The 24,653-nt window shown below is 73.1% G+C and carries 23 protein-coding genes; 17 read left to right on the top strand and 6 right to left on the bottom strand.

The features are described 5' to 3' along the window. Positions 1-83 precede the first annotated feature (83 nt). The 12 genes from ACFY8O_RS05595 (at position 84) to ACFY8O_RS05540 (ending at position 12,383) form a co-directional block, all read left to right on the top strand. A complete protein-coding gene (locus tag ACFY8O_RS05595) occupies positions 84-599 on the top strand; it encodes a DinB family protein (protein WP_387899084.1) in 516 nt (171 codons plus the stop codon). A 68-nt stretch (positions 600-667) separates the two neighbouring features. Beyond that, positions 668-835 carry a hypothetical protein gene (locus ACFY8O_RS05590; RefSeq protein ID WP_387899081.1) on the top strand — a complete coding sequence of 56 codons (168 nt, stop codon included), beginning with the start codon at positions 668-670 and terminating at the stop codon, positions 833-835. Positions 836-1,227: 392 nt separating this feature from the next. Next, positions 1,228-2,034 carry a TIGR03084 family metal-binding protein gene (locus ACFY8O_RS05585; RefSeq protein WP_387899078.1) on the top strand — a complete coding sequence of 269 codons (807 nt, stop codon included), beginning with the start codon at positions 1,228-1,230 and terminating at the stop codon, positions 2,032-2,034. Then, positions 2,031-3,734 carry an acyclic terpene utilization AtuA family protein gene (locus tag ACFY8O_RS05580; RefSeq protein ID WP_387899076.1) on the top strand — a complete coding sequence of 568 codons (1,704 nt, stop codon included), beginning with the start codon at positions 2,031-2,033 and terminating at the stop codon, positions 3,732-3,734. Before ACFY8O_RS05585 ends, ACFY8O_RS05580 begins: the two co-directional genes overlap by 4 nt. Then, on the top strand, positions 3,731-5,326 hold the full coding sequence (locus ACFY8O_RS05575; protein ID WP_387899073.1) for an acyl-CoA carboxylase subunit beta: 1,596 nt from the start codon (positions 3,731-3,733) through the stop codon (positions 5,324-5,326). Before ACFY8O_RS05580 ends, ACFY8O_RS05575 begins: the two co-directional genes overlap by 4 nt. Before the next feature lie 8 nt (positions 5,327-5,334). Further along, positions 5,335-7,320 (top strand): ATP-binding protein, encoded by a 1,986-nt coding sequence (locus ACFY8O_RS05570; RefSeq protein WP_387899070.1) that lies wholly within the window; start codon positions 5,335-5,337, stop codon positions 7,318-7,320. Then, positions 7,317-8,489, top strand: a complete 1,173-nt coding sequence (locus ACFY8O_RS05565) for an acyl-CoA dehydrogenase family protein (protein WP_145804294.1) — start codon at positions 7,317-7,319, stop codon at positions 8,487-8,489. Before ACFY8O_RS05570 ends, ACFY8O_RS05565 begins: the two co-directional genes overlap by 4 nt. A gap of 77 nt (positions 8,490-8,566) precedes the next feature. Then, a complete protein-coding gene (locus ACFY8O_RS05560) occupies positions 8,567-10,144 on the top strand; it encodes a 4-coumarate--CoA ligase family protein (protein ID WP_387899067.1) in 1,578 nt (525 codons plus the stop codon). Further along, positions 10,141-10,884 (top strand): enoyl-CoA hydratase family protein, encoded by a 744-nt coding sequence (locus tag ACFY8O_RS05555; protein ID WP_387899065.1) that lies wholly within the window; start codon positions 10,141-10,143, stop codon positions 10,882-10,884. Before ACFY8O_RS05560 ends, ACFY8O_RS05555 begins: the two co-directional genes overlap by 4 nt. Next, positions 10,872-11,450 carry a TetR/AcrR family transcriptional regulator gene (locus tag ACFY8O_RS05550; RefSeq protein WP_387899064.1) on the top strand — a complete coding sequence of 193 codons (579 nt, stop codon included), beginning with the start codon at positions 10,872-10,874 and terminating at the stop codon, positions 11,448-11,450. Before ACFY8O_RS05555 ends, ACFY8O_RS05550 begins: the two co-directional genes overlap by 13 nt. Positions 11,451-11,586: 136 nt before the next feature. Then, positions 11,587-12,033, top strand: a complete 447-nt coding sequence (locus tag ACFY8O_RS05545; protein WP_145804286.1) for an SRPBCC domain-containing protein — start codon at positions 11,587-11,589, stop codon at positions 12,031-12,033. After that, positions 12,030-12,383: an ArsR/SmtB family transcription factor gene (locus ACFY8O_RS05540; RefSeq protein WP_387899060.1), complete on the top strand. Its 354-nt coding sequence runs from the start codon at positions 12,030-12,032 to the stop codon at positions 12,381-12,383. The genes ACFY8O_RS05545 and ACFY8O_RS05540 overlap by 4 nt, the downstream gene beginning before the upstream one ends. Positions 12,384-12,415: 32 nt before the next feature. Here the strand turns inward: ACFY8O_RS05540 and ACFY8O_RS05535 are convergent, their stop codons facing one another. Further along, positions 12,416-13,525 carry a citrate synthase 2 gene (locus ACFY8O_RS05535; protein ID WP_145804282.1) on the bottom strand — a complete coding sequence of 370 codons (1,110 nt, stop codon included), beginning with the start codon at positions 13,523-13,525 and terminating at the stop codon, positions 12,416-12,418. Between the two features lie 258 nt (positions 13,526-13,783). Here ACFY8O_RS05535 and pdxH point away from each other — a divergent pair, with 258 nt between their 5' ends. After that, positions 13,784-14,416 (top strand): pyridoxamine 5'-phosphate oxidase, encoded by a 633-nt coding sequence (gene pdxH / locus ACFY8O_RS05530; RefSeq protein ID WP_387899608.1) that lies wholly within the window; start codon positions 13,784-13,786, stop codon positions 14,414-14,416. A gap of 4 nt (positions 14,417-14,420) precedes the next feature. Here the strand turns inward: pdxH and ACFY8O_RS05525 are convergent, their stop codons facing one another. Next, a complete protein-coding gene (locus ACFY8O_RS05525) occupies positions 14,421-15,026 on the bottom strand; it encodes a TetR/AcrR family transcriptional regulator (RefSeq protein ID WP_387899057.1) in 606 nt (201 codons plus the stop codon). Positions 15,027-15,128: 102 nt separating this feature from the next. Here ACFY8O_RS05525 and ACFY8O_RS05520 point away from each other — a divergent pair, with 102 nt between their 5' ends. Together ACFY8O_RS05520 and ACFY8O_RS05515 are read left to right on the top strand one after the other, a co-directional pair. Next, on the top strand, positions 15,129-15,914 hold the full coding sequence (locus tag ACFY8O_RS05520) for an SDR family oxidoreductase (protein ID WP_387899055.1): 786 nt from the start codon (positions 15,129-15,131) through the stop codon (positions 15,912-15,914). Positions 15,915-16,304: 390 nt separating this feature from the next. Further along, positions 16,305-17,693: a PAS domain-containing protein gene (locus ACFY8O_RS05515; protein WP_387899052.1), complete on the top strand. Its 1,389-nt coding sequence runs from the start codon at positions 16,305-16,307 to the stop codon at positions 17,691-17,693. Between the two features lie 7 nt (positions 17,694-17,700). On the opposite strand, the gene ACFY8O_RS05510 is transcribed toward ACFY8O_RS05515, so the two are convergent. Continuing rightward, the gene (locus tag ACFY8O_RS05510) at positions 17,701-18,456 is read right to left on the bottom strand and encodes an SIS domain-containing protein (RefSeq protein ID WP_145804274.1); all 756 of its coding nucleotides are present in this window, start codon (positions 18,454-18,456) and stop codon (positions 17,701-17,703) included. A 209-nt stretch (positions 18,457-18,665) separates the two neighbouring features. On the opposite strand from ACFY8O_RS05510, the gene ACFY8O_RS05505 reads away from it, so the two are divergent. Beyond that, positions 18,666-19,358: a metal-dependent transcriptional regulator gene (locus ACFY8O_RS05505; protein WP_145804271.1), complete on the top strand. Its 693-nt coding sequence runs from the start codon at positions 18,666-18,668 to the stop codon at positions 19,356-19,358. A 918-nt stretch (positions 19,359-20,276) separates the two neighbouring features. Further along, positions 20,277-21,170: an alpha/beta fold hydrolase gene (locus ACFY8O_RS05500; RefSeq protein ID WP_387899050.1), complete on the top strand. Its 894-nt coding sequence runs from the start codon at positions 20,277-20,279 to the stop codon at positions 21,168-21,170. Between the two features lie 115 nt (positions 21,171-21,285). On the opposite strand, the gene ACFY8O_RS05495 is transcribed toward ACFY8O_RS05500, so the two are convergent. Genes ACFY8O_RS05495 through ACFY8O_RS05485 form a run of 3 tightly spaced genes read right to left on the bottom strand, consistent with a single transcriptional unit; the run spans position 21,286 to position 24,526 of the window. After that, a complete protein-coding gene (locus tag ACFY8O_RS05495) occupies positions 21,286-22,932 on the bottom strand; it encodes a transporter (RefSeq protein WP_387899047.1) in 1,647 nt (548 codons plus the stop codon). Then, complete coding sequence (locus ACFY8O_RS05490) at positions 22,929-23,810, bottom strand: ABC transporter ATP-binding protein (RefSeq protein ID WP_145804265.1); 882 nt, start codon at positions 23,808-23,810, stop codon at positions 22,929-22,931. Before ACFY8O_RS05490 ends, ACFY8O_RS05495 begins: the two co-directional genes overlap by 4 nt. 38 nt (positions 23,811-23,848) lie before the next feature. Then, positions 23,849-24,526 (bottom strand): bifunctional DNA primase/polymerase, encoded by a 678-nt coding sequence (locus ACFY8O_RS05485; protein ID WP_387899044.1) that lies wholly within the window; start codon positions 24,524-24,526, stop codon positions 23,849-23,851. Between the last annotated feature and the right edge of the window lie 127 nt (positions 24,527-24,653).

The following is a 24,653-nucleotide window of genomic DNA, read 5'->3' as shown; positions in this document are numbered from 1 at the left end:
TCGGCAGGGGGACCGGACCGTTCCGGCTGCGCGGGCGGGCGTCCGATCCTAGGGTGGTCGTCTCGGCCGACCTGGAGGGACCCATGCCGGAACGTGACGATCTGCTCGCCCTCGTGACCGATCAGCGCACCAACTTCCTCTATGCCGTCGCGGAACTCGACGAGGCGGGGGCCCGCGCCCGGACGACGGTCAGCGAGCTGACACTCGGCGGGCTTCTGAAGCACCTCGGACTCGTGCAGCGCAGCTGGCTCGACGTCGTCGAGGGCACCGCCCCCGCCGAGGTCGGCTGGGCGGACCTCGACCCCGACGGCAACCGGATGACCGACGCCGAGACGCTGCCCGGACTGCTGGAGGCCTTCCACGCGGCGGCGGCGGACTTCGACCGCGCGGTGCGCGAGGAGCCCGATCTCGACCGGGAGGTCACGCTGCCGTCGTACCCCTGGTCGCCGCCCGAGCCGGTGGTCCGGACCGTGCGTCACGTCCTGTGGCACGTCTTCCGCGAGATCGCCCACCACAGCGGCCACGCCGACATCATCCGCGAGGCACTGGACGGTTCCAGCACCACGATGCGGATGAAGGAGGCCGCGATGGGGCGGTGACGGGCCCACCGCGCCGGGACGGGGCGCCGGAGGGACGATGGAAGGGAGCCGAGGAAGGAGGCCCGCGCATGGGAGCCACCAAGGAAACCGACGAGTACGCCGGGCTGTACTCGCACACCCCTTCGCAGGCCGAGGGGGAGCGCGACGAGCCGGCGGAGCGCGGCCGGGCCCCTGAAACGCACCCCGACGTCCCGCGGACCGAACCCTCGCAGGCCGAGGGCGACCGCGCGGAGTGAGCCGGGGCCGCTCAGCAGTCCCCAGGCAGGCGGAGTGAGCCGGGGCCTCTCGGCAAGTCCCCAGACAGGATGCGGAACGCGGTGGGACCGGGCGTCAGCGGTGTGACGGCCCTGAGGTCCCGCTGGTCGAGAGTGACGACGCGGTCCGTCGGTACCGGTCGGCAAGGACGGCGCCCACCGCGTGCGCACGGGCCGGCCGGAGCCCTTCGCAGGGGGCGGCGTCTCGTGCGCCGCCCCAGGCCCGGTGAGCCCGTCCCGGCCCTCCGCCGTACGCGAGCCGAGCGCCTGGCTGCCGGAAACGCGGGCGAAAAAATCATGCAAGCATGCTTGCTTGTTTTACGGGGCGCTGGCATGCTCCGGGGCACACCGCCACGCCCCGAGGGGAGCGCACCGTGTCCGACGCTTCGGCCGTGACCGCCGCCGTGCTCGACGATCTTCGTCTGGAGGGCGACGAACTCGACCTGCTGGTCGCGGGGTCGAGCGCCCCCGAGTGGTCCGCGCCCACACCCGCCGAGGGGTGGACCGTCGCCCATCAGATCGCCCACCTCCACTGGACGGACGAGGTCGCCCTGGTCGCCGCCACCGAGCCCGGCGCCTTCGCCGTCGAGGTCGAACGGGCACTGGCGGCGCCCGGCACCTTCGTCGACGAGGCCGCAGGGGAGACGGTGGCGGCCCTGCCGCCCGAGGCCCTCCTCGTCGCATGGCGGGAGGGGCGGGCCCGGCTCCAGGAAGCCCTGCGCGCCGCACCGGCGGGGGCGAAGCTCCCCTGGTACGGGCCGCCGATGAGCGTCGCGTCGATGGCGTCCGCACGGCTCATGGAGACCTGGGCACACGGCCAGGACATCGCCGACGCCCTGGGCGTGGCCCGGAAACCGACCGCCCGGCTGCGGCACGTCGCCAGGATCGGCGTACGGGCCAGGGACTACGCCTACTTCGTACGCGGGCTGCAACCGCCCGCCGAGCAGTTCCGGGTGGAGCTGGTGGCGGAGGACGGCGAGACATTCGCGTACGGACCCGAGGACGCCGCCCAGCGGGTCAGCGGGCCGCTCCTGGACTTCTGCCTGCTCGTCACCCAGCGGGCCCACCGTGACGACCTGGACGTCGAGGCGGAGGGCGCGGACGCCGGCCGGTGGCTGGACATCGCGCAGGCCTTCGCCGGGCCGGCCGGCCCCGGCCGCCCCCGCAAGGCGGACCGATGACCCGGCCCCTGCGTATCGGCAACGCCTCCGGCTTCTACGGCGACCGCTTCGACGCCCTGCGTGACATGCTCACCGGCGGCCCGCTCGACGTCCTGACCGGGGACTACCTCGCCGAGCTCACCATGCTGATCCTGGGCAGGAGCCGCCTGAAGGACCCGCGGCGCGGCTATGCCTCGACCTTCCTGCGCCAGCTGGAGGAGAGCCTCGGGCTCGCCCACGAGCGGGGCGTGAAGATCGTGACCAACGCCGGCGGACTGAACCCCGCCGGGCTCGCCGGCGCCGTGCGTGAACTGGCCGAGCGGACCGGTGTCCCCGTGCGCGTCGCGCACGTCGAGGGCGACAGCCGGCCCGTCCCGGAGGGCTACCTCACCGCCAACGCCTACCTCGGCGGCGCCGGTATCGCCGCCTGCCTGCGCGCCGGGGCCGACATCGTGGTGACCGGCCGGGTCACCGACGCCGCCCTCGTCACCGGGCCCGCAGCCGCCCACTTCGGCTGGGCGCCGGACGCCCACGACGCGCTCGCCGGGGCCGTCGTCGCCGGGCACGTCCTGGAGTGCGGGACGCAGGCCACCGGCGGGAACTACGCCTTCTTCGGCGAGCACGACGTCCGCCGCCCCGGCTTCCCGCTCGCCGAGATCCACGAGGACGGCAGCAGCGTCATCACCAAGCACGAGGGCACGGGCGGTGTCGTCGACCTCGGCACCGTCACCGCCCAGCTGCTCTACGAGACCGGCGGCGCCCGCTACGCCGGGCCCGACGTCACCGCCCGGCTCGACACCGTGACGCTGGAGCGCGAGGGCCCCGACCGGGTGCGGATCAGCGGCGTACGCGGAGAGGCCCCGCCGCCCACGCTCAAGGTCGGGCTCAACCGGCTCGGCGGGTGGCGCAACGAGGTGGTCTTCGTGCTCACCGGGCTCGACATCGAGGCCAAGGCGCGGCTCGTGCGGGACCAGTTCGCCGACGCCCTCGACCGGGCCGGCTCGAAACCCGCCGAGGTGCGCTGGGAACTCGCCCGCACCGACCGGGCCGACGCCCCGACCGAGGAGACCGCGAGCGCGCTGCTCCGGCTCGTGGTGCGCGACCAGGACGCGGACGCGGTCGGCCGGGCGGTCTCCGGGGCGGCCGTGGAGCTGGCACTCGGCAGCTACCCGGGCTTCCATGTGACCGCCCCGCCCGGAAAGGGCGCGCCCTACGGGGTGTTCGAGTCCGCGTACGTACCGGCCGAGGAGGTCCGGCACATCGCCGTCCTGCCGGACGGATCACGCGAGCCCGTCCCCGCCGCCGGGCCGTACCGGGAGCTGCGCGAGGTGCCCGAGCCGGCCCTGCCCGAGCCGCTGCCCGCCGGGCCGGCCCGCACCGTGCCGCTCGGGCTGGTCGCCGGCGCCCGCAGCGGCGACAAGGGCGGCGACGCCAACGTCGGCGTCTGGGTCCGCACCGACGACGCCTGGCGGTGGCTGGCCCACGAGCTGACGGTCGAACGCTTCCGCGAACTGCTGCCGGAGACGGCCGGGCTCACCGTCGTACGCCATGTCCTGCCCGGGCTGCGGGCCCTCAACTTCGTCGTCCACGGCCTTCTCGGCGAGGGCGTCGCCGCGCAGGCGCGCTTCGATCCGCAGGCCAAGGCGGTGGGGGAGTGGCTGCGGTCCCGGCACGTGCCCGTCCCCGTACGACTGCTCCCCGAACCGGAGGCGACCGCATGAGCGTCCTGCCCACCGCACTCGACACCGCGGGGCCCGAGTACGCGGCGAACCGCGAGGCGATGCTCGCCAAGCTCGCCGAACTGGAGACCGAGCACGCCAAGGCCCTCGCCGGGGGCGGCGAGAAGTACGTGGCCCGCCACCGGAGGCGCGGCAAACTGCTCGCCCGCGAACGCATCGAGCTCCTGGTCGACCCGGACACCCCCTTCCTGGAGCTGTCCCCGCTGGCCGCGTGGGGGAGCGACTACGCGGTCGGCGCCTCGCTCGTCACCGGCATCGGGATCGTCTCCGGCGTGGAGTGCCTGATCACGGCCAACGACCCGACCGTACGCGGAGGGGCCTCCAACCCCTGGACCCTGAAGAAGGCCCTGCGCGCCAACGAGATCGCCTTCACCAACCGGCTGCCGTGCGTCTCGCTCGTGGAGTCCGGTGGTGCGGACCTGCCCTCGCAGAAGGAGATCTTCATCCCCGGCGGAGCGCTCTTCCGCGACCTCACCCGGCTCTCGGCCGCCGGAATCCCCACCGTGGCCGTCGTGTTCGGGAACTCCACGGCGGGCGGAGCGTACGTCCCCGGGATGTCCGACCACACCGTGATGATCAGGGAACGGTCCAAGGTCTTCCTCGGCGGCCCGCCCCTGGTGAAGATGGCCACCGGCGAGGAGAGCGACGACGAGTCGCTCGGCGGCGCCGAGATGCACGCCCGCACCTCCGGTCTCGCCGACCACTTCGCCGTCGACGAGCACGACGCGCTGCGCCAGGCGCGCCGCATCGTCGCCCGGCTCAACTGGCGCAAGGCGCACCCCGATCCGGGACCCGCCGAGCCGCCGAAGTACGACGAGGACGAGCTGGCGGGGATCGTGCCCGGCGACTTGAAGGTCCCCTTCGACCCGCGCGAGGTCATCGCCCGGCTGGTCGACGGCTCGGACTTCGACGCCTTCAAGCCGCTCTACGGGACGAGCCTGGTCACCGGCTGGGCGCGTCTGCACGGCTATCCCGTCGGCATCCTCGCCAACGCCCAGGGCGTGCTGTTCAGCGAGGAGTCGCAGAAAGCCGCGCAGTTCATCCAGCTCGCCAACCAGCGGGACATCCCCCTCCTCTTCCTGCACAACACCACCGGCTACATGGTGGGCAAGGAGTACGAGCAGGGCGGCATCATCAAGCACGGCGCGATGATGATCAACGCGGTGTCGAACTCCAGGGTCCCCCATCTGTCCGTGCTGATGGGCGCCTCCTACGGCGCCGGCCACTACGGCATGTGCGGCCGGGCCTACGACCCGCGCTTCCTCTTCGCCTGGCCCAGCAGCAAGTCGGCCGTCATGGGCCCCCAGCAGCTCGCGGGAGTCCTGTCGATCGTGGCCCGCGCCTCCTCGGCCGCGAAGGGGCTGCCCTACGACGACGAGGCCGACGCGGGGCTGCGCGCCATGGTGGAGCAGCAGATCGAGTCCGAGTCGCTGCCGATGTTCCTCTCGGGGCGGCTGTACGACGACGGGGTCATCGACCCGCGTGACACCAGGACCGTCCTCGGGATGTGCCTGTCAGCGATCCATACGGCACCGGTCGAAGGCGCGCGCGGCTTCGGCGTCTTCCGGATGTGAGGCATCGGATGATCACCGCACTGCTTGTCGCCAACCGGGGCGAGATCGCCTGCCGGATCTTCCGCACCTGCCGGGAGCTGGGCATCACCACCGTCGCCGTGTACTCGGACGCGGACGCCGGTGCCCTGCACGTCCGGGAGGCCGACACCGCCGTACGGCTCCCGGGCGCCGCGGCGGCCGACACCTATCTGCGCGGCGACCTCGTCGTCGCCGCCGCTCTGGCCGCGGGAGCCGACGCGGTCCACCCGGGATACGGCTTCCTCTCGGAGAACGCCGGCTTCGCCCGGGCCGTGCAGGACGCCGGACTCGTCTGGGTCGGCCCCCCGCCCAAGGCCATCGAGCTGATGGCGTCCAAGACCCGGGCCAAGGAACTGATGGCCGCCGCCGACGTGCCGCTCCTCGCCCCGGTCGACCCCGGTGAGGCGACCGCCGGCGACCTCCCCCTGCTGCTGAAGGCGGCGGCGGGCGGCGGCGGGCGCGGGATGCGGATCGTGCGCGAACTGGCCGCGCTGCCCTCGGAGCTGACGGCGGCGTCCGCCGAGGCGGCCTCGGCCTTCGGCGACGGCGAGGTCTTCGCCGAGCCGTACGTCGAGCGCGGCCGGCACGTCGAGGTCCAGGTCATGGCGGACGGCCGGGGGACGGTGTGGGCGCTCGGCACCCGCGACTGCTCGCTCCAGCGGCGCCACCAGAAGGTCATCGAGGAGGCCCCCGCGCCGGACCTGGACGACGGCCTGCGGGAACGGCTCCACGACGCGGCCGTCACCGCCGCCCAGGCGGTGGGCTACCAGGGCGCGGGGACCGTCGAGTTCCTCGTCTCGGCCGAAGGCCGCCCGTACTTCCTGGAGATGAACACCCGCCTCCAGGTCGAGCACCCCGTCACGGAGGCGGTGTCCGGTCTCGATCTCGTCGCCCTGCAACTGCGCGTCGCGGAGGGCGAACCGCTGCCCCCCGTCCAGCCTCCGGGACCCGGCGGGCACGCCGTCGAGGCCCGGCTGTACGCCGAGGACCCGGCCCGGGAGTGGCAGCCGCAGACCGGAACGCTGCACACGCTCGACGTGCCGGCCGAACCGGGCCTGCGCCTCGACACCGGCTACACGGGGGGCGACACCGTCGGGGTGCACTACGACCCGATGCTCGCCAAGGTCATCGCACACGCCCCCACCCGCACCGAGGCGGTCCGCCTCCTCGCCCGCGCCCTCGAACGGGCGCGCATCCACGGCCCCGTCACCAACAGGGAGCTGCTCGTACGCTCCCTGCGCCACCCCGACTTCCTCGCGGCCCGCCTCGACACCGGCTTCTACGACCGGAACCTGGCCGCCCTGACCACGACCGCCGCCCCCGGTGACGGGGAGGCCCGCCGCCTCGCCGCCACCGCCGCGGCGCTCGCCTCGGCCGCGACGGCGGGCGGCGCCCCCGGCCCCGCCCGCTTCGGCGCCTGGCGCAACCTCGCCTCGCAGCCGCAGGTCAGGTGCTACCGCGGCGAACCCGACGGCACGGCGTACGAGATCGCCTACCGCACCGGCCGGGACGGCACGCCCGTGCCGGAGACCGGAGAACGCCCCCTCGCCGTGCGGCCCGGCGCCGTCACCCTGGAGACCGGCGGGGTGACCCGGCACTTCACCGTCGCCGTCCACGGCGACCGGGTCCATGTGGACACCGCCTCCGGCTCGTACGCCTTCACCGCCCTGCCCCGCTTCACCGACCCGGCCGAACGCACCGAACCCGGCTCCCTGCTCGCCCCGATGCCCGGCACCGTCGTCCGCCTCGCCGACGGACTCGCGCCCGGCTCGGCCGTCGAGGCCGGGCAGCCGCTGATCTGGCTGGAGGCGATGAAGATGGAACACCGCATCCTCGCCCCCGCCGCCGGCACCCTCACCGCGCTGCACGCCGCCCCCGGACTCCAGGTCGAGGTCGGCGCTCTGCTCGCCGTCGTACAGGACGCATCCGCGCAGGCGCCCGCGCCCGCATCCGCGCACCAGGAGGAGACCACGTGAGCACCGTCCTCGAAACCGAAGAGCACCAGGCACTCCGCGCCGCCGTCGCCGCCCTCGGCAAGCGCTTCGGCCGTGACTACAGCACCGAGCTGGCCCGCAAGGGCGAGCACCCGCGCGAACTGTGGAGCGAGGCGGGCAAGCTCGGCTACCTCGGCGTCAACCTCCCCGAGGAGTACGGCGGCGGGGGCGGCGGCATGGCCGAGCTCTCCATCGTCCTGGAGGAACTGGGCGCCGCCGGCAGCCCTCTCCTCATGCTGGTCGTCTCCCCGGCGATCTGCGGCACCGTCATCGCCCGCTTCGGCACCGAGGAGCAGAAGCGGGCCTGGCTCCCCGGCCTCTCCGACGGCTCCCTGACCATGTCGTTCGGCATCACCGAGCCGGACGCCGGCTCCAACTCGCACCGCATCACCACCACGGCCCGCCGCGACGGCGAGGGCGGGTGGATCCTCAGCGGACGCAAGGTCTTCATCTCCGGCGTCGACATCTCCGACGCCACCCTGATCGTCGGCCGCACCGAGGACGCGAAGTCCGGCAGGCTCAAGCCCTGTCTCTTCATCGTCCCCCGCGACGCCCCCGGCTTCCTCCGCACCCGGATCGACATGGAACTGCACGCCGCGGAGAAGCAGTTCGAGCTGGTACTCGACGACGTGCGGCTGCCCGCCGGGGCGCTCGTCGGCGAGGACAGCGAGGACGCCGGCCTGCTCCAGCTCTTCGCCGGGCTGAACCCGGAGCGGATCATGGGCGCGGCCTTCTCCATCGGCATGGGCCGCTACGCCCTGGAACGGGCCGTGGACTACGCGAAGACCCGCACCGTCTGGAAGGGCGCCCCCATCGGCGCCCACCAGGCCATCGCCCACCCGCTCGCCCAGGCACACATCGAACTCGAACTCGCCCGGCTGATGATGCAGAAGGCCGCCAGGCTCTACGACGAGGGCGACGACATCGGCGCGGGTGAGGCCGCCAACATGGCGAAGTACGCCGCCGCCGAAGCCTGCGTCAGGGCCGTCGACCAGGCCGTCCACACCCTCGGCGGCAACGGTCTCACCCGCGAGTACGGCCTCGCCTCCCTCGTGACGGCCGCGCGTGTCTCCCGGATCGCCCCCGTGAGCCGGGAAATGATCCTGAACTACGTCTCCCACCAGACCCTGGGCCTGCCGAAGTCGTACTGACCCACCCGGCCCGTCCCGGGCCCCCCGCCGCCCCCGCAGGGGCGGTTCCGGCTCTCCACCCGCGTAAGGGGACCGCCATGGTGTTCCACAGCGAGTACGCAGATGTCCCGGCCGTCGACACACCCATCCACGAAGCCGTCCTCGGGAACGCCGCGGACTTCGGTGACACCCCCGCCCTGATCGACGGCACCAACGGGATGACCGTCACCTACAGCCAGCTCGACACCTTCCACCGGCGCATCGCCGCCCACCTCGCCGAGGCCGGCCTGCGCAAGGGCGACGTGCTCGCCCTGCACAGCCCCAACACCGTCGCCTACCCACCCGTCTTCTACGGGGCCACCCGGGCCGGCGCCACCGTCACGACCATCCATCCCCTGGCCACCGCCGAGGAGTTCGCCAAGCAGCTCCAGGACTCCTCGGCCCGCTGGATCGTCACGGTCTCCCCGCTCCTGGACGTGGCCCGCCGCGCCGCCGAACTCGCGGGCGGCATCCAGGAGATCTACGTCTGCGACCAGGCCGACGGCCACACCTCCGTGCTCGACATGCTGGGCTCCACCGCCCCCGAACCCGAGATCACCTTCGACCCGGCCGAGGACATCGCCGTCCTCCCGTACTCCTCGGGGACCACCGGCACCCCCAAGGGCGTCATGCTCACCCACCGCAACATCGCCACCAACCTGGAGCAGCTGCGCCCCTTCGTCCCGCTCGGCGAGCGGGACCGCATCCTGGCCGTGCTGCCCTTCTTCCACATCTACGGGCTGACCGCCCTCATGAACGGGCCGCTGCGCTACGGCGCCACCGTCGTGGTCCTGCCCCGCTTCGACCTCGCCCAGTTCCTGGAGACCATCCAGGACCGGCGCATCGCGGGCCTGTACGTCGCCCCGCCCATCGTCCTGGCCCTCGCCAAGCACCCGCTCGTCGGTGAGTACGACCTCTCCTCGCTGGAGTACGTCCTCAGCGCCGCCGCCCCCCTGGACGCCGGGCTCGCCGCGGCCTGCTCCGACCGGCTCGACGTGCCCGCGGTGCGGCAGGGCTACGGCATGACGGAACTCTCGCCCGCCTGCCACGTCGTGCCCCTGGACGCCGAGAACCCGCCGCCCGGCACGGTCGGCAAGCTGCTGCCCGGCACACAGATGCGGATCGTCTCGCTGACCGACCCCGGGATCGACGTCGGCACCGACACCCCCGGAGAGATCCTCATCCGAGGCCCGCAGGTGATGAAGGGATACCTCGGCCGCCCCGAGGCCACCGCCGCCATGATCGACGAGGACGGCTGGCTGCACACCGGTGACGTCGGCCGGGTCGACGAGGACGGCTGGCTGTACGTCGTCGACCGGGTCAAGGAACTCATCAAGTACAAGGGCTACCAGGTCGCCCCCGCCGACCTGGAGGCGCTGCTGCTCACCCACCCCTCGATCGACGACGCCGCCGTCATCGGGGTGTACGACGCCGACGGCAACGAGGTCCCCAAGGCCTATCTGGTGCGCCGGGCCGGCGCGCAGGACCTCACGGAGGACGACGTCATCAGCTACGTCGCCGACCGGGTCTCCCCGTACAAGAAGGTCAGACAGGCCGAGTTCATCGAGGCCGTGCCCCGCGCGGTGTCCGGCAAGATCCTGCGGCGTGAGCTGCGCGACAGGGAGAAGCGGTCATGACCCTGGCACCTCCGGCCCACGACCGGGGCATCACCACGCTCACCCTGGACTCCCCGGCCAACCGCAACGCGCTCTCGGCCCGGCTCGTGGGCGAGCTGACCGAGGCGCTGGCCGGCTGCGCGGACGACGACACCGTACGGGCCGTCGTCCTCACCCACACCGGGAACACCTTCTGCGCGGGCGCCGACCTCACCGCCCCGCCCGAACCGACGGCGTTCGTCGCCCTGATGCGCGCGATCGTCGCCCTGCCCAAGCCCGTCGTCGCCCAGGTCGCCGGGCACGTCAGGGCCGGCGGGCTCGGGCTCCTGGCGGCCTGCGACATCGCGGCGGCGGGGCCGGACGCCACCTTCGCCCTCACCGAGTCCCGCCTCGGCCTCGCCCCCGCCGTCATCTCCATGCCCCTGCTGCCCCGGCTCGACCCGCGCGCCGCCGCCCGCTACTACCTCACCGGCGAACGCTTCGGCCCGGACGAGGCCGCCCGCATCGGTCTCGTGACGCTCACCGCCGGCCCCGGCGGCGACGTGGGAAAGGCGCTCGTCCCCGTGCTGGACGGACTGCGCAAGGCCTCCCCGCAGGGCCTGGCGGCATCGAAGGAGCTGGTCACGACTACTGTGCTGCACAGCTTCGACCAGCATGCCGAAGACCTCATCGCCCGCTCCGCGGCGCTCTTCGCCTCCGACGACGCGCGGGAGGGGATGACGGCCTTCCTCGAACGACGGGATCCCTCATGGGCGCTGTGACGTCCCCGAAGCAGGACAGGAGCCGCGCCACCCGGCAACGGCTCCTGGAGTCCGCGGTGGCCTGCCTCGCCGTACACGGCTGGGCAGGGTCCACCGTCTCCGTCGTCGCCGAACACGCCGGGGTCTCCCGGGGCGCCGCCCAGCACCACTTCCCTACCCGGGAGGACCTGTTCACCGGTGCCGTCGAGTACGTCGCCGAGGAGCGCTCGGCCGCCCTGCGGGCGCTGCCCGTCCAGGGCCGGGCGGAGGTCGTCGCCGCGCTCGTCGACCTCTACACCGGGCCGCTCTTCCGCGCCGCGCTCCAGCTCTGGGTCGCCGCATCGAACGAGGAGCAGCTGCGGCCCCGGGTCACCGAACTCGAAGCCCGCGTCGGCCGGGAGACCCACCGCATCGCCGTCAACCTCCTCGGCGCCGACGAGACCCGCCCCGGCGTCCGCGAGACGGTGCAGGGCCTCCTCGACATGGCCCGGGGCCTCGGCCTCGCCAACCTGCTGACGGACGACGGGGCGCGCCGGCGCCGGGTCGTCACGCAGTGGGCAGTCCTGCTCGACGAAGCGCTGGGCTGATCGGGCCGGGCCCTACGACCCGGCGGGCCGGCGGGCCGGTCCGGGCCGACTCGCGCAACCGAAAGGTTGCTCCTGGCTCCCGCACGTGCAACCCTGGAGTTGCATGTAATCGGGCACGGAAGCAGAGGAGTTCGTCGTGAGCGAGGACCGCATCGAGCGCGAGACCCTGATCGCGGCATCCCAGGAACGGGTCTGGTCGCTGGTGACCCAGCCCGGCTTCTGGGTGGCCGAGGAGGCGAGCCTGCCCGGCACGGTGGCTCAGGAGGGCGCGACGACCGTGGTGAAGAACGCCGAGTACGGCGACTTCCCGGTGCACGTGGAGAAGGTCGAGCCCGTCACGTACGTGGCCTACCGCTGGGCCAGTGCCTTCCCCGGCGAGGGGCTGGCCGAGGGCAACAGCACCCTCGTGGAGTTCACCCTCACGCCGGAGGGCGACTCCACCAGGCTCCGCGTGGTGGAGAGCGGATTCGCCGCCCTGGCCGGGTCCGAGGAGCTCCGCGCCAAGGCGCACGAGGACAACACCGGTGGCTGGCCGCAGGTGCTGGACGCGCTGAAGGCGCGGGCCGAACGGCAGGCGGCGTGACCGGAGGACCCCCCGACGCGGCCGAGGGCGTCGAAGGCGTCCTCGGCGCGCTGGCGGACCCCATGCGGCGCCGCATACTCGACCTGCTCGCCGCGCGGGGGGAGGCCACCGCCACGGCCCTCGCCGAAGCGCTGCCCGTCTCGCGCCAGGCGGTGGTCAAGCACCTCACCGTCCTGGACGCCGCCGGACTGGCGGTGGGCCGCCGGGAGGGACGCGAGGTCCGGTACACCGTGCGGCCCTCCGCGCTGGACGCGACGGCCCGCTGGATGTCCGCCCTGGCCGGCGAATGGGACAGACGCCTCGACCGCGTCAAGCGGCTCGCCGAGCAGGCGGAGCGGGACGCGACCTGAGGCGCGTCCCGCAGCCGGCCCTCCGTCAGGTGTCAGTTGCCCAGGTCCGCGAGCTGGTCGTACCCGGCGATCGAGCGGGGGTCGCGTGAGCCGGGACCGACGTAGGTCGCCGAGGGGCGCACCAGGCGTCCCGTCCTCTTCTGCTCCAGGATGTGCGCCGACCAGCCGGCCGTGCGGGCGCAGCTGAACATGGACGTGAACATGTGCGCCGGGACCTCCGCGAAGTCCAGCACGATCGCCGCCCAGAACTCGACGTTCGTCGCGAGGACCCGGTCGGGACGGCGTGCGTGGAGCTCCTCCAGGGCCGCCTTCTCCAGCGCCTCCGCCACCTCGAAGCGGGGAGCGGCCAGCTCTCGGGCCGTGCGGCGCAGGACGCGGGCCCGGGGGTCCTCCGCGCGGTAGACGCGGTGGCCGAAGCCCATCAGGCGCTCACCCTTGTCGAGCGCCTGCTTCACGTACGCCGTGGCGTCGCCGGTGCGCTCGATCTCCTCGATCATGCCGAGGACCCGGGAGGGCGCCCCGCCGTGCAGGGGGCCCGACATCGCGCCGACCGCGCCGGAGAGGGCGGCCGAGACGTCCGCCCCCGTGGAGGCGATGACACGGGCGGTGAACGTCGAGGCGTTCATGCCGTGTTCGGCGGCCGAGGTCCAGTAGGCGTCCACCGCCTTGACGTGCTTGGGGTCGGGCTCGCCGCGCCAGCGGATCATGAACCGCTCGACGACGGACCCCGCCTTGTCGATCTCGCTCTGGGGGACCATCGGCAGGCCCTGGCCGCGGGCCGACTGAGCCACGTACGACAGGGCCATCACGGCCGCCCGAGCCAGGTCGTTGCGCGCGGTCTCCTCGTCGATGTCGAGCAGCGGTTTCAGGCCCCACACGGGCGCGAGCATGGCCAGCGCGGACTGCACGTCCACACGGATGTCGCCGGAGTGCACCGGGATCGGGAACGGCTCGGCGGGCGGCAGGCCGGGGTTGAACGCCCCGTCCACCAGCAGGCCCCAGACGTTGCCGAACGACACATGGCCGACGAGATCCTCGATGTCGACGCCGCGGTAACGGAGCGAGCCGCCTTCCTTGTCGGGCTCGGCGATCTCCGTCTCGAACGCGACGACTCCTTCAAGTCCGGGTACGAAGTCGGACATCGGGCGGCTCCCTAGACTCGGCGGCTGTACGACGGCCACAAAGGCCTGTGCACGATACTGGCGGGTTCCCACGACGCGGGGAAGGGTGACGTCCGGCACAGCCCGCCGGAACGCGAACCGGCGATCGAGCCCCTGCCCGCAGGGAACACCGGCCCGCTGCGGCAGGATGGCCCCGTGCCCACAGCTGATGCCACTCCGTCCTCCGCTTCCGCCTCCTCCCGCACCTCGTCATCCGATTGCACCACCGATCCGGCCGCGATGCGCGAGCAGTACCGTTCCGAGGACTTCACCGAGAAGGATCTCGCCGCCGATCCCATGGACCAGTTCGCCCAGTGGTTCCGCCAGGTCGCCGGGGGAGGCGCGCTCCACGAGCCGAACGCGATGGTGGTCTCCACGGCCGACGCCGAGGGCCGTCCCTCGTCCCGCACGGTGCTGCTGAAGCACTACGACGAGCGCGGATTCGTGTTCTTCACCAACTACGGCTCCCGCAAGGGCCGCGAGCTGACCGCCAACCCGCACGTCTCGCTGCTCTTCCCCTGGCACCCCCTGGCCCGCCAGGTCATCGTCACGGGCACCGCGGCCCGGGTCGGACGCGAGGAGACGGTCGCGTACTTCCGCACGCGTCCGCACGGCTCCCAGCTGGGTGCCTGGGCGAGCGACCAGTCGGCCGTCGTCGGCTCCCGGCAGGAGCTGGTCGACCGTTACGAGGAGCTCGCGGCCCGTTACCCGGAGGGCGAGAAGGTCCCGGCGCCGCCGCAGTGGGGCGGGTTCCGCGTCGTACCGGCCGCGATCGAGTTCTGGCAGGGCCGGGAGAACCGCCTGCACGACCGGCTGCGCTACGTGCGCGACAGCCCGGCCGCCGGCTGGCGTGTGGAGCGGCTCTGCCCGTGACCCGTCAGCCCGCCCCGGCCCCGGACGCCCCGGGAGCCGGCGGCAGCAGGCGTACGAGGTCCAGGAGGTCGGCGTCGGCGATCTCCTGGCCCAGGAACACCGTGCGGTACACGACGTAACCCACCCAGCTGTCGACGATCGCCTCCAGCGGCGCGTCCTGCGGCAGGCCGCCCCGTGCCACGCCGTTGCGCAGCAGCAGGGACGCGGGCTCCGAGTGGGCCTTCAGGAGATCCCGCAGATCGGCCCGTCCGGCCTCCCCGCGCTCCGTCAGCGCCCCCGTCACCACACTGGGGTCCCCGAGCAGGGTCAGGGTGCGCACCAGGTTCCGCAGCCACAGCAGCGCGTCCTCGCGCACGTCACCCGTGTCGGGGGCCGGTCCCGGCGCGAGCCGGTCGGCGACCGCCTCCGTGATCACCGCCGCCTTGTTGGGCCACCAGCGGTAGACCGTCATCCGGGCCACCCCGGCGCGTGAGGCGATGCGGTCCATCGTCACGCCCTTGTAGCCCAGCTCCGCCACCAGCTCGCGGGTGGCGGCCAGGACGGCCGCGTGGGCCTCGGGGTCGCGGTGCGGGCCGCGCCGGGGGCGCGAGGCGGCGGAACGGTCGTCCATGGAACCTCCGGATGCGGGGCGGCCGGGTACGGCGGGAATATTTAGACTGTACGTACTGTCTAGTCTAGTGTCATTCGGCCATCTCAGCGTGGAGGTTCAGTCATGGAAGACCGGTTCAGCGGCAAGGTCGTCCTCATCACCGGCGGTGGGTCCGGTCTCGGTCGCGCGGCGGCCGTGCGGGTCGCGTCCGAAGGCGCCAGGCTGGCCCTCGTCGACGTCAGCGAGCAGGGTCTCGCGGACACCGCGGGCGAGATCGAGAAGGCGGTACCCGGCGCCGAGGTTCTGCGGATCACGGCCGACGTCAGCTCCGAGGCCGACGTCCAGCGGTACGTCTCCGCCACCGTCGAGGCCTACGGGCGCATCGACGGCTTCTTCAACAACGCCGGCATCGAGGGCAAGCAGAACCTCACCCAGGACTTCGGCACCGACGAGTTCGACCGTGTGGTGTCGATCAACCTCCGCGGTGTGTTCCTCGGCCTCAAGTACGTCCTGCCGGTCATGAAGGGCCAGGGCTCGGGCTCGGTCGTGAACACGGCCTCCGTCGGCGGTATCCGGGGCGTGGGCAACCAGTCCGGATACGCGGCGGCCAAGCACGGCGTCGTCGGCCTCACCCGCAACTCCGGTGTGGAGTACGGGCAGTTCGGCGTCTCCGTCAAGGCGATCGCCCCCGGCGCGATCATGACCCCGATGGTCGAGGCCTCGCTCAAGCAGATCGACGCGGAGAACTGGGAGGAGGCCGGCGCCGCCTTCGTCAGCGTCAACCCGATGAAGCGCTTCGGCAGGCCCGAGGAGGTCGGCAGCCTGGTCGCGTTCCTGCTCTCCGAGGAGTCCGGCTTCATCAACGCCACGGTCGTCCCGATCGACGGCGGCCAGTCCGAGCAGTACTGAGCCTGCCCGGAGTACCCCCGTCACGCAGGAACCCGCAGGCTCTGGTCCCTCCTCACGGAGGAGCCGGCCGGACTTACCGGCGAGCCTGCGGGTCGGTGACTGCTTGGGTTTCGGCAGACAGCCTGCCGAGGTGCACGGTGTGCGACGACGGGCTGTCAGCCCGCAGCCACCTCACGAATCCGATAAGACTGCACTTTTCGGATCACCTCCTTTCAGCGTGTGCCCACAGCCTAGGAACGCCCCCCGCGACCGCACAAGCGAATTAACGGGACCCCCGGTGGACGCCGGATTTCCGGGAACTGGCTGTGTGGTGGCTCACGTTCGAGTTCAATGGTCTGACGTGCGGCAATGCGGAACGCGAAGCGGAACACGCCCTGCGGGAGGTACGGAGTGAGTGCTTCCAGGAGCACCGGGACCACCGACGCGATCGGGCCCGACGAGGATCCGGGACGGGAGCCGTCCACGGCCGCCATTCCGGGCTCCCGGCTGCTGGCCGCGTTGCTCGACGGGATGGACGCCGCGCTCTGCGCCTTCGACGCGCACGGCACCATCACCCACTGGAACCGTGAGGCCGAGCGCATCCTCGGCTGGAGCGCGGCCGAGGCCGTCGGGCGGCGCGGCTTCGCCGGATGGGCCGTGCGCAGTGCGGACGCCGGGGACGTGCAGGGGCGGCTGATGGCCGCCATGGAGGCTCCCGGACGTCAGGTGCACGAGTTCGCGCTGCTGCGCAAGGACGGCGGACGCGTCCTCGTGCGTACCCAGTCCTCGGGGGTGCGCGGCGAGGACGGGAAGGCCGCCGGGGTGTACTGCGCGTTCAGCGAGGTGCACGCCCAGATCGACCTGGAGCGGTCCATCGCGCTGAGCGAGGCCCTGTTCGAGGAGGCCTCCTGGGGGGTCGTCGCCGTCGACGTCGACCTGCGCCCGACCGTGGTCAACGGATACGCGGCCCGGGCGCTCGGCGGCGGGCGCACCACGCTGCTGGGGCGTCCGCTGGGCGAGCTGATCGTGCAGGGGGTCGAGGACCTGGAGGGCGCGCTGCAGCACGTCCTCGCCGAGGGCGCACCGCCCGCCCCCGCCGAGCTCTGGGTGACGCTGCGGACCGCCGAGGGCGACCGGCGGCGCTGCTGGCGCAGCGGGTTCCTGCGGCTCGCGTCGCCGCTCGCGCAGGAGCCCGTCCCGCTGGGGGTCGGCTGGCTGTTCCGGGACGTCACGGCGGCGAAGCTCGCGGAGCAGGACGCGGACCGGGTCCGCTTCCGCTCCAACCAGCTGCACCGCGCCGCCCGCCAGGCCGCCGAGTGCGAGGACCCGATGGAGGCGGCGACCACGTCGCTGGACTACGCCCTGGCGGGGTTCGCCGACCACGTGGTGGTGGACCTGCTGGTGGACCTGGCCTCGGGGGAGCGGCTCGTACGGGCCGCGGCGACGCCGTCCGACGCGCCCGGCCCGTGCCTTCCGGTCTCCGGCGGCTCGATCCCCGTGCGCTACGCCCCCGGCCACCCGGCCCTCCAGGCGGTGGAGCGCACGGGATCCGTCCGTGCCGCCGCGCCGGCGGGCGCGGGTGAGACGTGGGCGGTGGAGCACCAGTGGCCGGGCGACTCGGTGCACGCCCTGTGCGCGGTGCTGCGGAGCCGGGGGCGGACGCTGGGCGTGGTGACGTTCCTGCGCGCGGCGAACCGCGGCGCGTTCGAACGGCCGGACGTGATGTACGCGGAGAGCGTGGCGGTCCGAGTCGGCTCGGCCGTCGACCTGGCGCGGCTGACCGCGGGGCCGGTGGCCTGACCGGGCCTCAGTGCCGGTAGAAGACGCGGTCGCCGTACTCCCGCATCACCCGGCCGTTCCACTCGTGTCCGCCGTCGACGTTGCCCGAGCGCAGCAGCGGCGGCTCGATGCCGCGCGCGACGAGCTCCTCGGCGGCGGCGGCCATCATGGCCTGCATCAGCGCGCTGGTGACGACGGTGGAAGCGGGTGCGAACGGTGCCGGGACGCCCTCCGCCGTCAGCTCCGCGTCCCCGATGGAGATCTTGCTGTCGAGCACGATGTCGCAGTGGTCCCGGAGGAAACCGCCCGAGGCGTGCCGGGACTTGGTGCCCTCCGTGTACGCGACCGAGGTGACCCCGACGACCGTCAGCCCGAGCGCCCGCGCGTTCTGCGCCATCTCCACGGGCAGCGCGTTGCGTCCGGACAGGGAGATGATGACGAGGAGGTCGCCCGCGCGGGCGGGGCTGGAGTCGAGCACGGCGCTCGCCAGGCCGTCCACCCGTTCCAGGGCGGAGCCGAGCGTGGCCGGCATGACGTCGACACCGACGGTGCCGGGCACGGCGAGCAGATTCATCAGCGCGAGTCCGCCGGCCCGGTAGACGACGTCCTGGGCGGCGAGCGAGGAGTGCCCCGCCCCGAAGGCGAAGAGCCGTCCGCCCGCCGCGACGGTGTCGGCGATCGCGGCCCCGGCGGCGGCGACGGAGCCGGACTCCTCGTCGCGCACCCGCTCCAGCAGGCCGATCGCTGCGTCGAAGAACTGACCGGCGAGCTTGCTGTCGCTCATCGAGGAGGCCTTTCCTGCGGGAGTGGGGGTCCGTGCGGCGCGCATGTCGCGGATCACGTTGCGGTCTGGACCAGTGGGCTGTCAATAGGCCCTGGGGGAGGCCGGCAGCACAGGCATGCGACGGCGGGGCACGGTTGTCGGCGTCATGCGTCAGAATTGGTGCAGGGCCATCGCACGACGACTTCATGTCACAGCATCGAGGGGCACGTATGTCCGGACTGATCGACACAACGGAGATGTATCTCCGCACCATCCTCGAGCTCGAAGAGGAAGGCGTGGTCCCGATGCGCGCCCGGATCGCCGAACGGCTGGACCAGAGCGGTCCGACGGTCAGCCAGACGGTGGCGCGCATGGAGCGGGACGGGCTGGTCCAGGTGGCCGGGGACCGGCACCTGGAGCTCACGGACGAGGGCCGGCGCCTCGCGACGCGGGTGATGCGCAAGCACCGGCTCGCCGAATGCCTGCTCGTCGACGTCATCGGCCTGGAGTGGGAGCAGGTGCACGCCGAGGCGTGTCGCTGGGAGCACGTGATGAGCGAGGCCGTGGAACGGCGGGTGCTGGAGCTCCTGCGCCACCCGACGGAGTCTCCGTACGGCAACCCGATCCCGGGCCTCGAGGAACTGGGCGAGCAGGCGGAGGCCGATCCGTTCCTGGACGAGGGCATGGTCAGCCTGGCCGAGCTCGACCCGGGTGCGGACGGCAAGACCGTGGTGGTGCGCCGGATCGGTGAGCCCATCCAGACCGACGCCCAGCTGATGTACACGCTGCGGCGGGCGGGCGTGCAGCCCGGATCCGTCGTCAGCGTGACCGAGTCGGCCGGCGGGGTGCTGGTCGGGTCCAGCGGCGAGGCGGCAGAGCTCGCCACCGAGGTCGCGTCGCACGTGTTCGTGGCGAAGCGTTAGAGCTGAGCCGAGCGGTTCCGGGCGGCGGTGTGCCGCCCGGAAGTGCTGGGCGACCCGGGGGTGGTGCGCGGTGGTCCGGCGGCGTTCGATGGCCCGGGGCGGCGCTCACGTGCCTGCCACGGGCGCCGGAACTGCGCCGATGCGCGCCCCCGCGCGCCGGGCGCATGTGCAGGCGCGGGTGCGGATGCACGTGCAGATCTGGGCAGGTAAGCCCGCTTTCTGTTTTCCGCCCGGAATCGCAGCGCCCGGGCGAAACGCGTGCCAGGCTGTGGCCAGGCATTGACCTGAGGGCGCCGGCACATCCTGCCGCGCGGTCGGGGAGGGAGCAGGAAATGCGCCCGTCGCACTGGTATGTGCGCCGTGAGGGGGCTTCCGGACTGCGCGACGCCCAGAGGGGGACCCCGAGGGCCCACCGAGCCACGATCCCGCGGGCCCGCCGAGCCGTCCCGCCGGTCGACGGAACCGTCCGGGCCTTCTCCGTAATCGTCCTGCCGTACTGCCGGACGGTCCGGGCCTTCTCCGTAGCCGTCCCGCCGGGCCGCCGGACCGTACCGCCCGCCGGCCAGGCCCTTCCGCCCGTCGACCGGACCGCCCTGTCGCTCAGGGGTGCCCGAGAGGCGGGCGGACGTATGTGTTCCGGAACAGGGGGCGGCCCCGGCGCCCGAAGGCGCCGGGGCCGGTCCTCCCCAGTGCTGACCTGGAGCCCCGAGCTCTCGAGGTCAGTCCCCGCGGACCCCTTGTCCCCGAGCGATCCGCTTCCCGCACAAGGTCTCCCCTGGGCCGCGGGCGTCAATCCTGAACCGCTGTCACTCAAACGTGGGATGTTGCGAGCCGGACTCCGGTTTTCGAATAAGAGTTCGATAGTCTGGCGCGCACGCAGCTCACGGTGATCGAGGACCAGAAGGGGGTGCCAGACCTATGGTGCGGCGCGTTGATGTGACCGGGTCCGACGGCCTACGCCTCGCGGCCTGGGAGTTCGCCGATCAGCCCAAAGGGCGCCCGGACGCCGGGCAGGCTCCCGGGATCTTACTGCTGCACGGGCTGATGGGGCGGTCGGCGCACTGGGCCTCCACCGCCCGCTGGCTGTCCGAACGCCACCGGCCGGTGGGCCTTGACCAGCGGGGCCACGGACGGAGCGAGAAGCCGGCGGACGGGCCGTACACCCGTGACGCCTACGTCGGCGACGCCGAGGCCGCGATCGAACAGCTGGGGCTCGCCCCCGTCACCCTCATCGGTCACTCCATGGGCGCCCTCACCGCGTGGCAACTCGCCGCGAAGCGCCCCGATCTCGTCAAGGCGCTGATCATCTGCGACATGCGGGCCTCCGCGCTCGGCGGGGCCTCGCAGCGTGAGTGGGAGGACTGGTTCGACGCCTGGCCGCTCCCCTTCGCGACGCTCGCCGACGTACGGAAGTGGTTCGGCGAGGACGACCCCTGGGTCGAGCGGCCGAACCCCTCGCGCGGCGATTTCTTCGCCGAGGTGATGGCCGAGACCCCCGACGGCTGGCGGCCCGTCTTCTCCCGGCAGCAGATGCTCACCTCCCGGGCCACCTGGGTCCACGACGCCCACTGGGAGGAGCTGGCGCAGGTGCGCTGCCCCACCCTGGTGCTGCGAGGCATCGACGGCGAGCTGGGCAGGGCCGAGGCGCAGGAGATGGTCAGGGTCCTGCCGCGCGGGCAGTACGCGGAGGTGGCGGACGCCGGGCACCTCGTCCACTACGACCAGCCGGACGGCTGGCGCGCGGCGGTGGAGCCGTTCCTGGAGCAGCTCGCGGAGGACGTCAGGGACGACAGGGAGCCCGTCAGCCCCTGACGGGCTCCCTGGCCCCACGCTCCGGCGGCCCCACGCTCCGGCGGCCCGGCGGCCCGGCCGCCCCGACGGGCAACCGGCCGTCAGCCCGTGCCTCCGTGACGCCGCCCGCCCGCGGTCAGCCCTTGCTCACCGCCGCAAGGATCTCCGGGAGCCGGTCGGCCGTGCGGGGCGCCGCGAGGCGTACTCCCAGCCGGCCGATGAACGCGCCGTACACCGCACCCAGCGGCAGCAGGACCCAGAGCCAGTCCTGACGGTCCGCCACGTGCAGCCAGACCGTCAGCGCGATCACGGGAGCGCTGAGCACCGCCGACGCCAGCATGCCGCCGAAGAGGGAGATCCAGGCGAGCCCGGCCTGCCCCGGCACGACGTTCTTGAACGCCCCGTCCTGCGGGATCGAGTACGGGAACAGCGCCGAGGCCAGGGCGCCCGTCGCCAGCATCGCGCCGAGCAGCGCGAACGACAGCCCCATGACGGCGGGCAGCGCCTCCCACTCGCCGAGCAGTCCCGCCGTCAGCACCGTCACCAGAACCGTGTACGGGAGGGTGATCAGCAGCAACGCCAGCGCCCGCGCGCGCAGTTCGACGTAGGCGTCCCGGGCCGACGAGACCGACAGGGCCACCATCCAGAAGGCGGAGGTGTCCTGCCCGAACTGGTTGTACATCTGCATGCCGAGCATGCCGGCCGCGAAGCAGGCGAAGTAGACCGATCCGGCTCCCTGCACCGCGTTGAGCACCGGAACGATCAGGCCGATCGCGAGCGCCGTCACCCAGGACGCCTTGGTCTTCGGGTCGCGGACGACATAGCGCAGGCTCCGCCGCATCACCGTCCCCGTGCGCCCCTCGGGGAGCAGTCCGTAGAGCCCGGCGCGGCCCTCGCCCGACCGGTCGCGGGACGGTTCCGCGGCGGCGATCGTCGACCCGTCGGGCGCCGTCATCAGCTTCACCAGGCTCCGCTGCCACAGCCACATCAGCGCCCCGAGCGCGAGCAGCGAGATCAGCACCTGCCCGAGCGCCGTCCCGTACGCGCCCTCGGACGCGGCCCCCACCGCCCCGAGTGCCGAGGCGGGCGGCAGCCAGCGCACCACGTCGGCGAACGGTTCCAGGGCGGACAGCCCGCCCGCCCGGCTCAGGCTCTGCGCCCCGAGGTTGACGAACTGGATGCCCACGGCGATCACCAGGCCGCTGAGCACCGCGAGGTCACGGCCCTTGCGCGAGGTCAGCAGCCGGGTGTTCGCCGTGGCGACGGACCGCGCCAGCGCCACACACACCAGCAGCGTCAGCGGCACCGCGACCACCCCGAACACCGTCGCCACCGCGCCGTGCGCCACCGCGATCACCGAGCCCAGGGACAGGGCGAGGGTGAAGAGCGGCCCGATGCCGATCAGCGAGGCCACCAGCAGCGCCCCGATCAGCGGCCGTGGCCGCAGCGGCAGCATCACCAGCCGGCTCGGGTCCAGCGTCTCGTCCCCGCTCGGGAAGAACAGCGGCATCACGGCCCAGCCCAGCGCCACCACCGCGCTCAGCAGCACCACCAGGGTGTCCGCCTGCGCGTGGCCCCGGAGCACGACGAGGCCGATCACCTGGCCGGCGGCGAGCAGGAGCGTGACGACGAGGGAGGCGACATAGGCGGCCCGGCGCCCCGACGACTGGCGCAGACCGTTGCGCAGCAGCGTCAGCTTGAGCCGTACGAAGACAGGGACGAGGCCCTGACCGCGTACGGCCGGTACCGCGGACCCGGTGGGGGCGGCGTCCAGGACGGTCATCGGGCACCGCCCAGCCAGTCCAGGGAGTCCTCGGTGGCGTACCGGCCACCCGCGCCGACCAGTTCGAGGAAGGCGTCCTGGAGGGAGGCGGCGTCGCCGCGCACCTCGGCGAGCGTGCCGTGCGCGCGGATCCGTCCCGCCGCCATGACGGCAACCCAGTCGCAGAGGGACTCGACGAGTTCCATCACATGGCTGGAGAAGACCACGGTCGCGCCCGAGCGGGTGTAGCGCTCCAGTACCCCGCGGATGGTCTGGGCGGACACGGGGTCCACCCCCTCGAACGGTTCGTCGAGGAACAGGACTTCGGGGTTGTGCAGCAGCGCCGTCGCCAGGCCGATCTTCTTGCGCATCCCCGTGGAGTAGTCCACGACCAGTTTGTGCTGCGCCCCGGCCAGATCGAGGACGTCGAGCAGCTGGGTGGCCCGCTTGTCCACCTCCGCACCCGGCAGCCCGCGCAGCCGGCCGTTGTACGCCAGGAGCTCCCGGCCCGAGAGCCGCTCGAAGAGCCGCAGTCCCTCCGGGAGCACCCCGATACGGGACTTCACCTCGACCGGGTCGCGCCACACGTCGTGGCCGCCCACCTCGATCCGTCCCATGTCGGGCCTGAGCAGCCCGGTCACCATGGAGAGCGTGGTGGTCTTCCCCGCACCGTTGGGGCCCACCAGACCGATGAACCTGCCCGCGGGCAGCTCCAGGTCGATCCCGGCGACGGCGATCTGCTCACCGAACCGCTTCCACAGCCCTTCGACCCGCACGGCCGCCGGTGCGCCCGTCACGCCCCCCGCGGGCGGCGCCGCGCCCCGAGGCGGCGCCACGTCCGCGGACGGCACCGTGCCCGCCCCGTCCGTCCCGCCCGAGCTCTGCGTCTGGTCCGGCATGGCACTGCCTTTCGGTATCCCCACGAGTGGGGACCAGCCTACGAAAGGCGCGCGCGGGCGTCGGCCGCCTCCCTGGCACAGGCGTACGCGAGCGGGCTGATCAGCTCCTCCACGTCCGGCAGCCACAGATTCGCACGGGAGGGACGGCGGGCCCACTGCACGACGCCGAGCCCGCCCACCCGGGTCGGCGGCCCGGCGACGTAATGCCCCTCGCCGCGCCCCACCAGGCCGACGGCCCGCGCTTCCCAGCCCAGTTGCTGGACCAGGGCGGGCGCCTTGGCCGCGGCCCCCGGCAGGACGAAGAAGAGCGTGCGGCGGTCGGGGGAGCGGATCACCGGGCCGAGCGTGATGCCCATCCGCTCCATCCTGGCCATCGCCAGGAAGCCCGCGGTCTCCGGTACGTCCAGGACGTCGAACGTGCGGCCGGCCGGCAGCAGGACGCAGGAACCGGGCTGCCTGGACCACATCCTGCGGGCCGTGGCCGCGCTGCCGGTCGCCTGGCCCGCCCAGTCCGGGCGGCTGGGATGCGCCCCTGGTTCCTCGCAGCGGTCGTCGCCGCACGAGCAGCGCTCGCCACCGGCCACGGCTTCGAGCCAGGTGCCGGGAACCACGTCCCAGTGCCTCTCCTGGGTGTACCACGCAGCGGCTTCGAGCAGCTGTTCGCTCCGCTGCTGGGGGATGCGTGCGGCTTCCGTCACTCCGATGGGCTCTTCCACGCACCACACAACTCCGGCCGCCACCAGGGGTTACGGGCGCGCGTGCGCTCATCTCGGCGGATCGATCCTGCATATGGGGCGCACGGAGGCACGGACGGGGGCGCGCACGGGCAAGCACACCGATGCG

Origin of the sequence: Streptomyces argenteolus, from assembly GCF_042902585.1 — a bacterium.
GTDB classification, from domain to species: Bacteria; Actinomycetota; Actinomycetes; order Streptomycetales; family Streptomycetaceae; genus Streptomyces; species Streptomyces argenteolus.
This window is presented reverse-complemented; position numbering and strand designations above follow the sequence as displayed.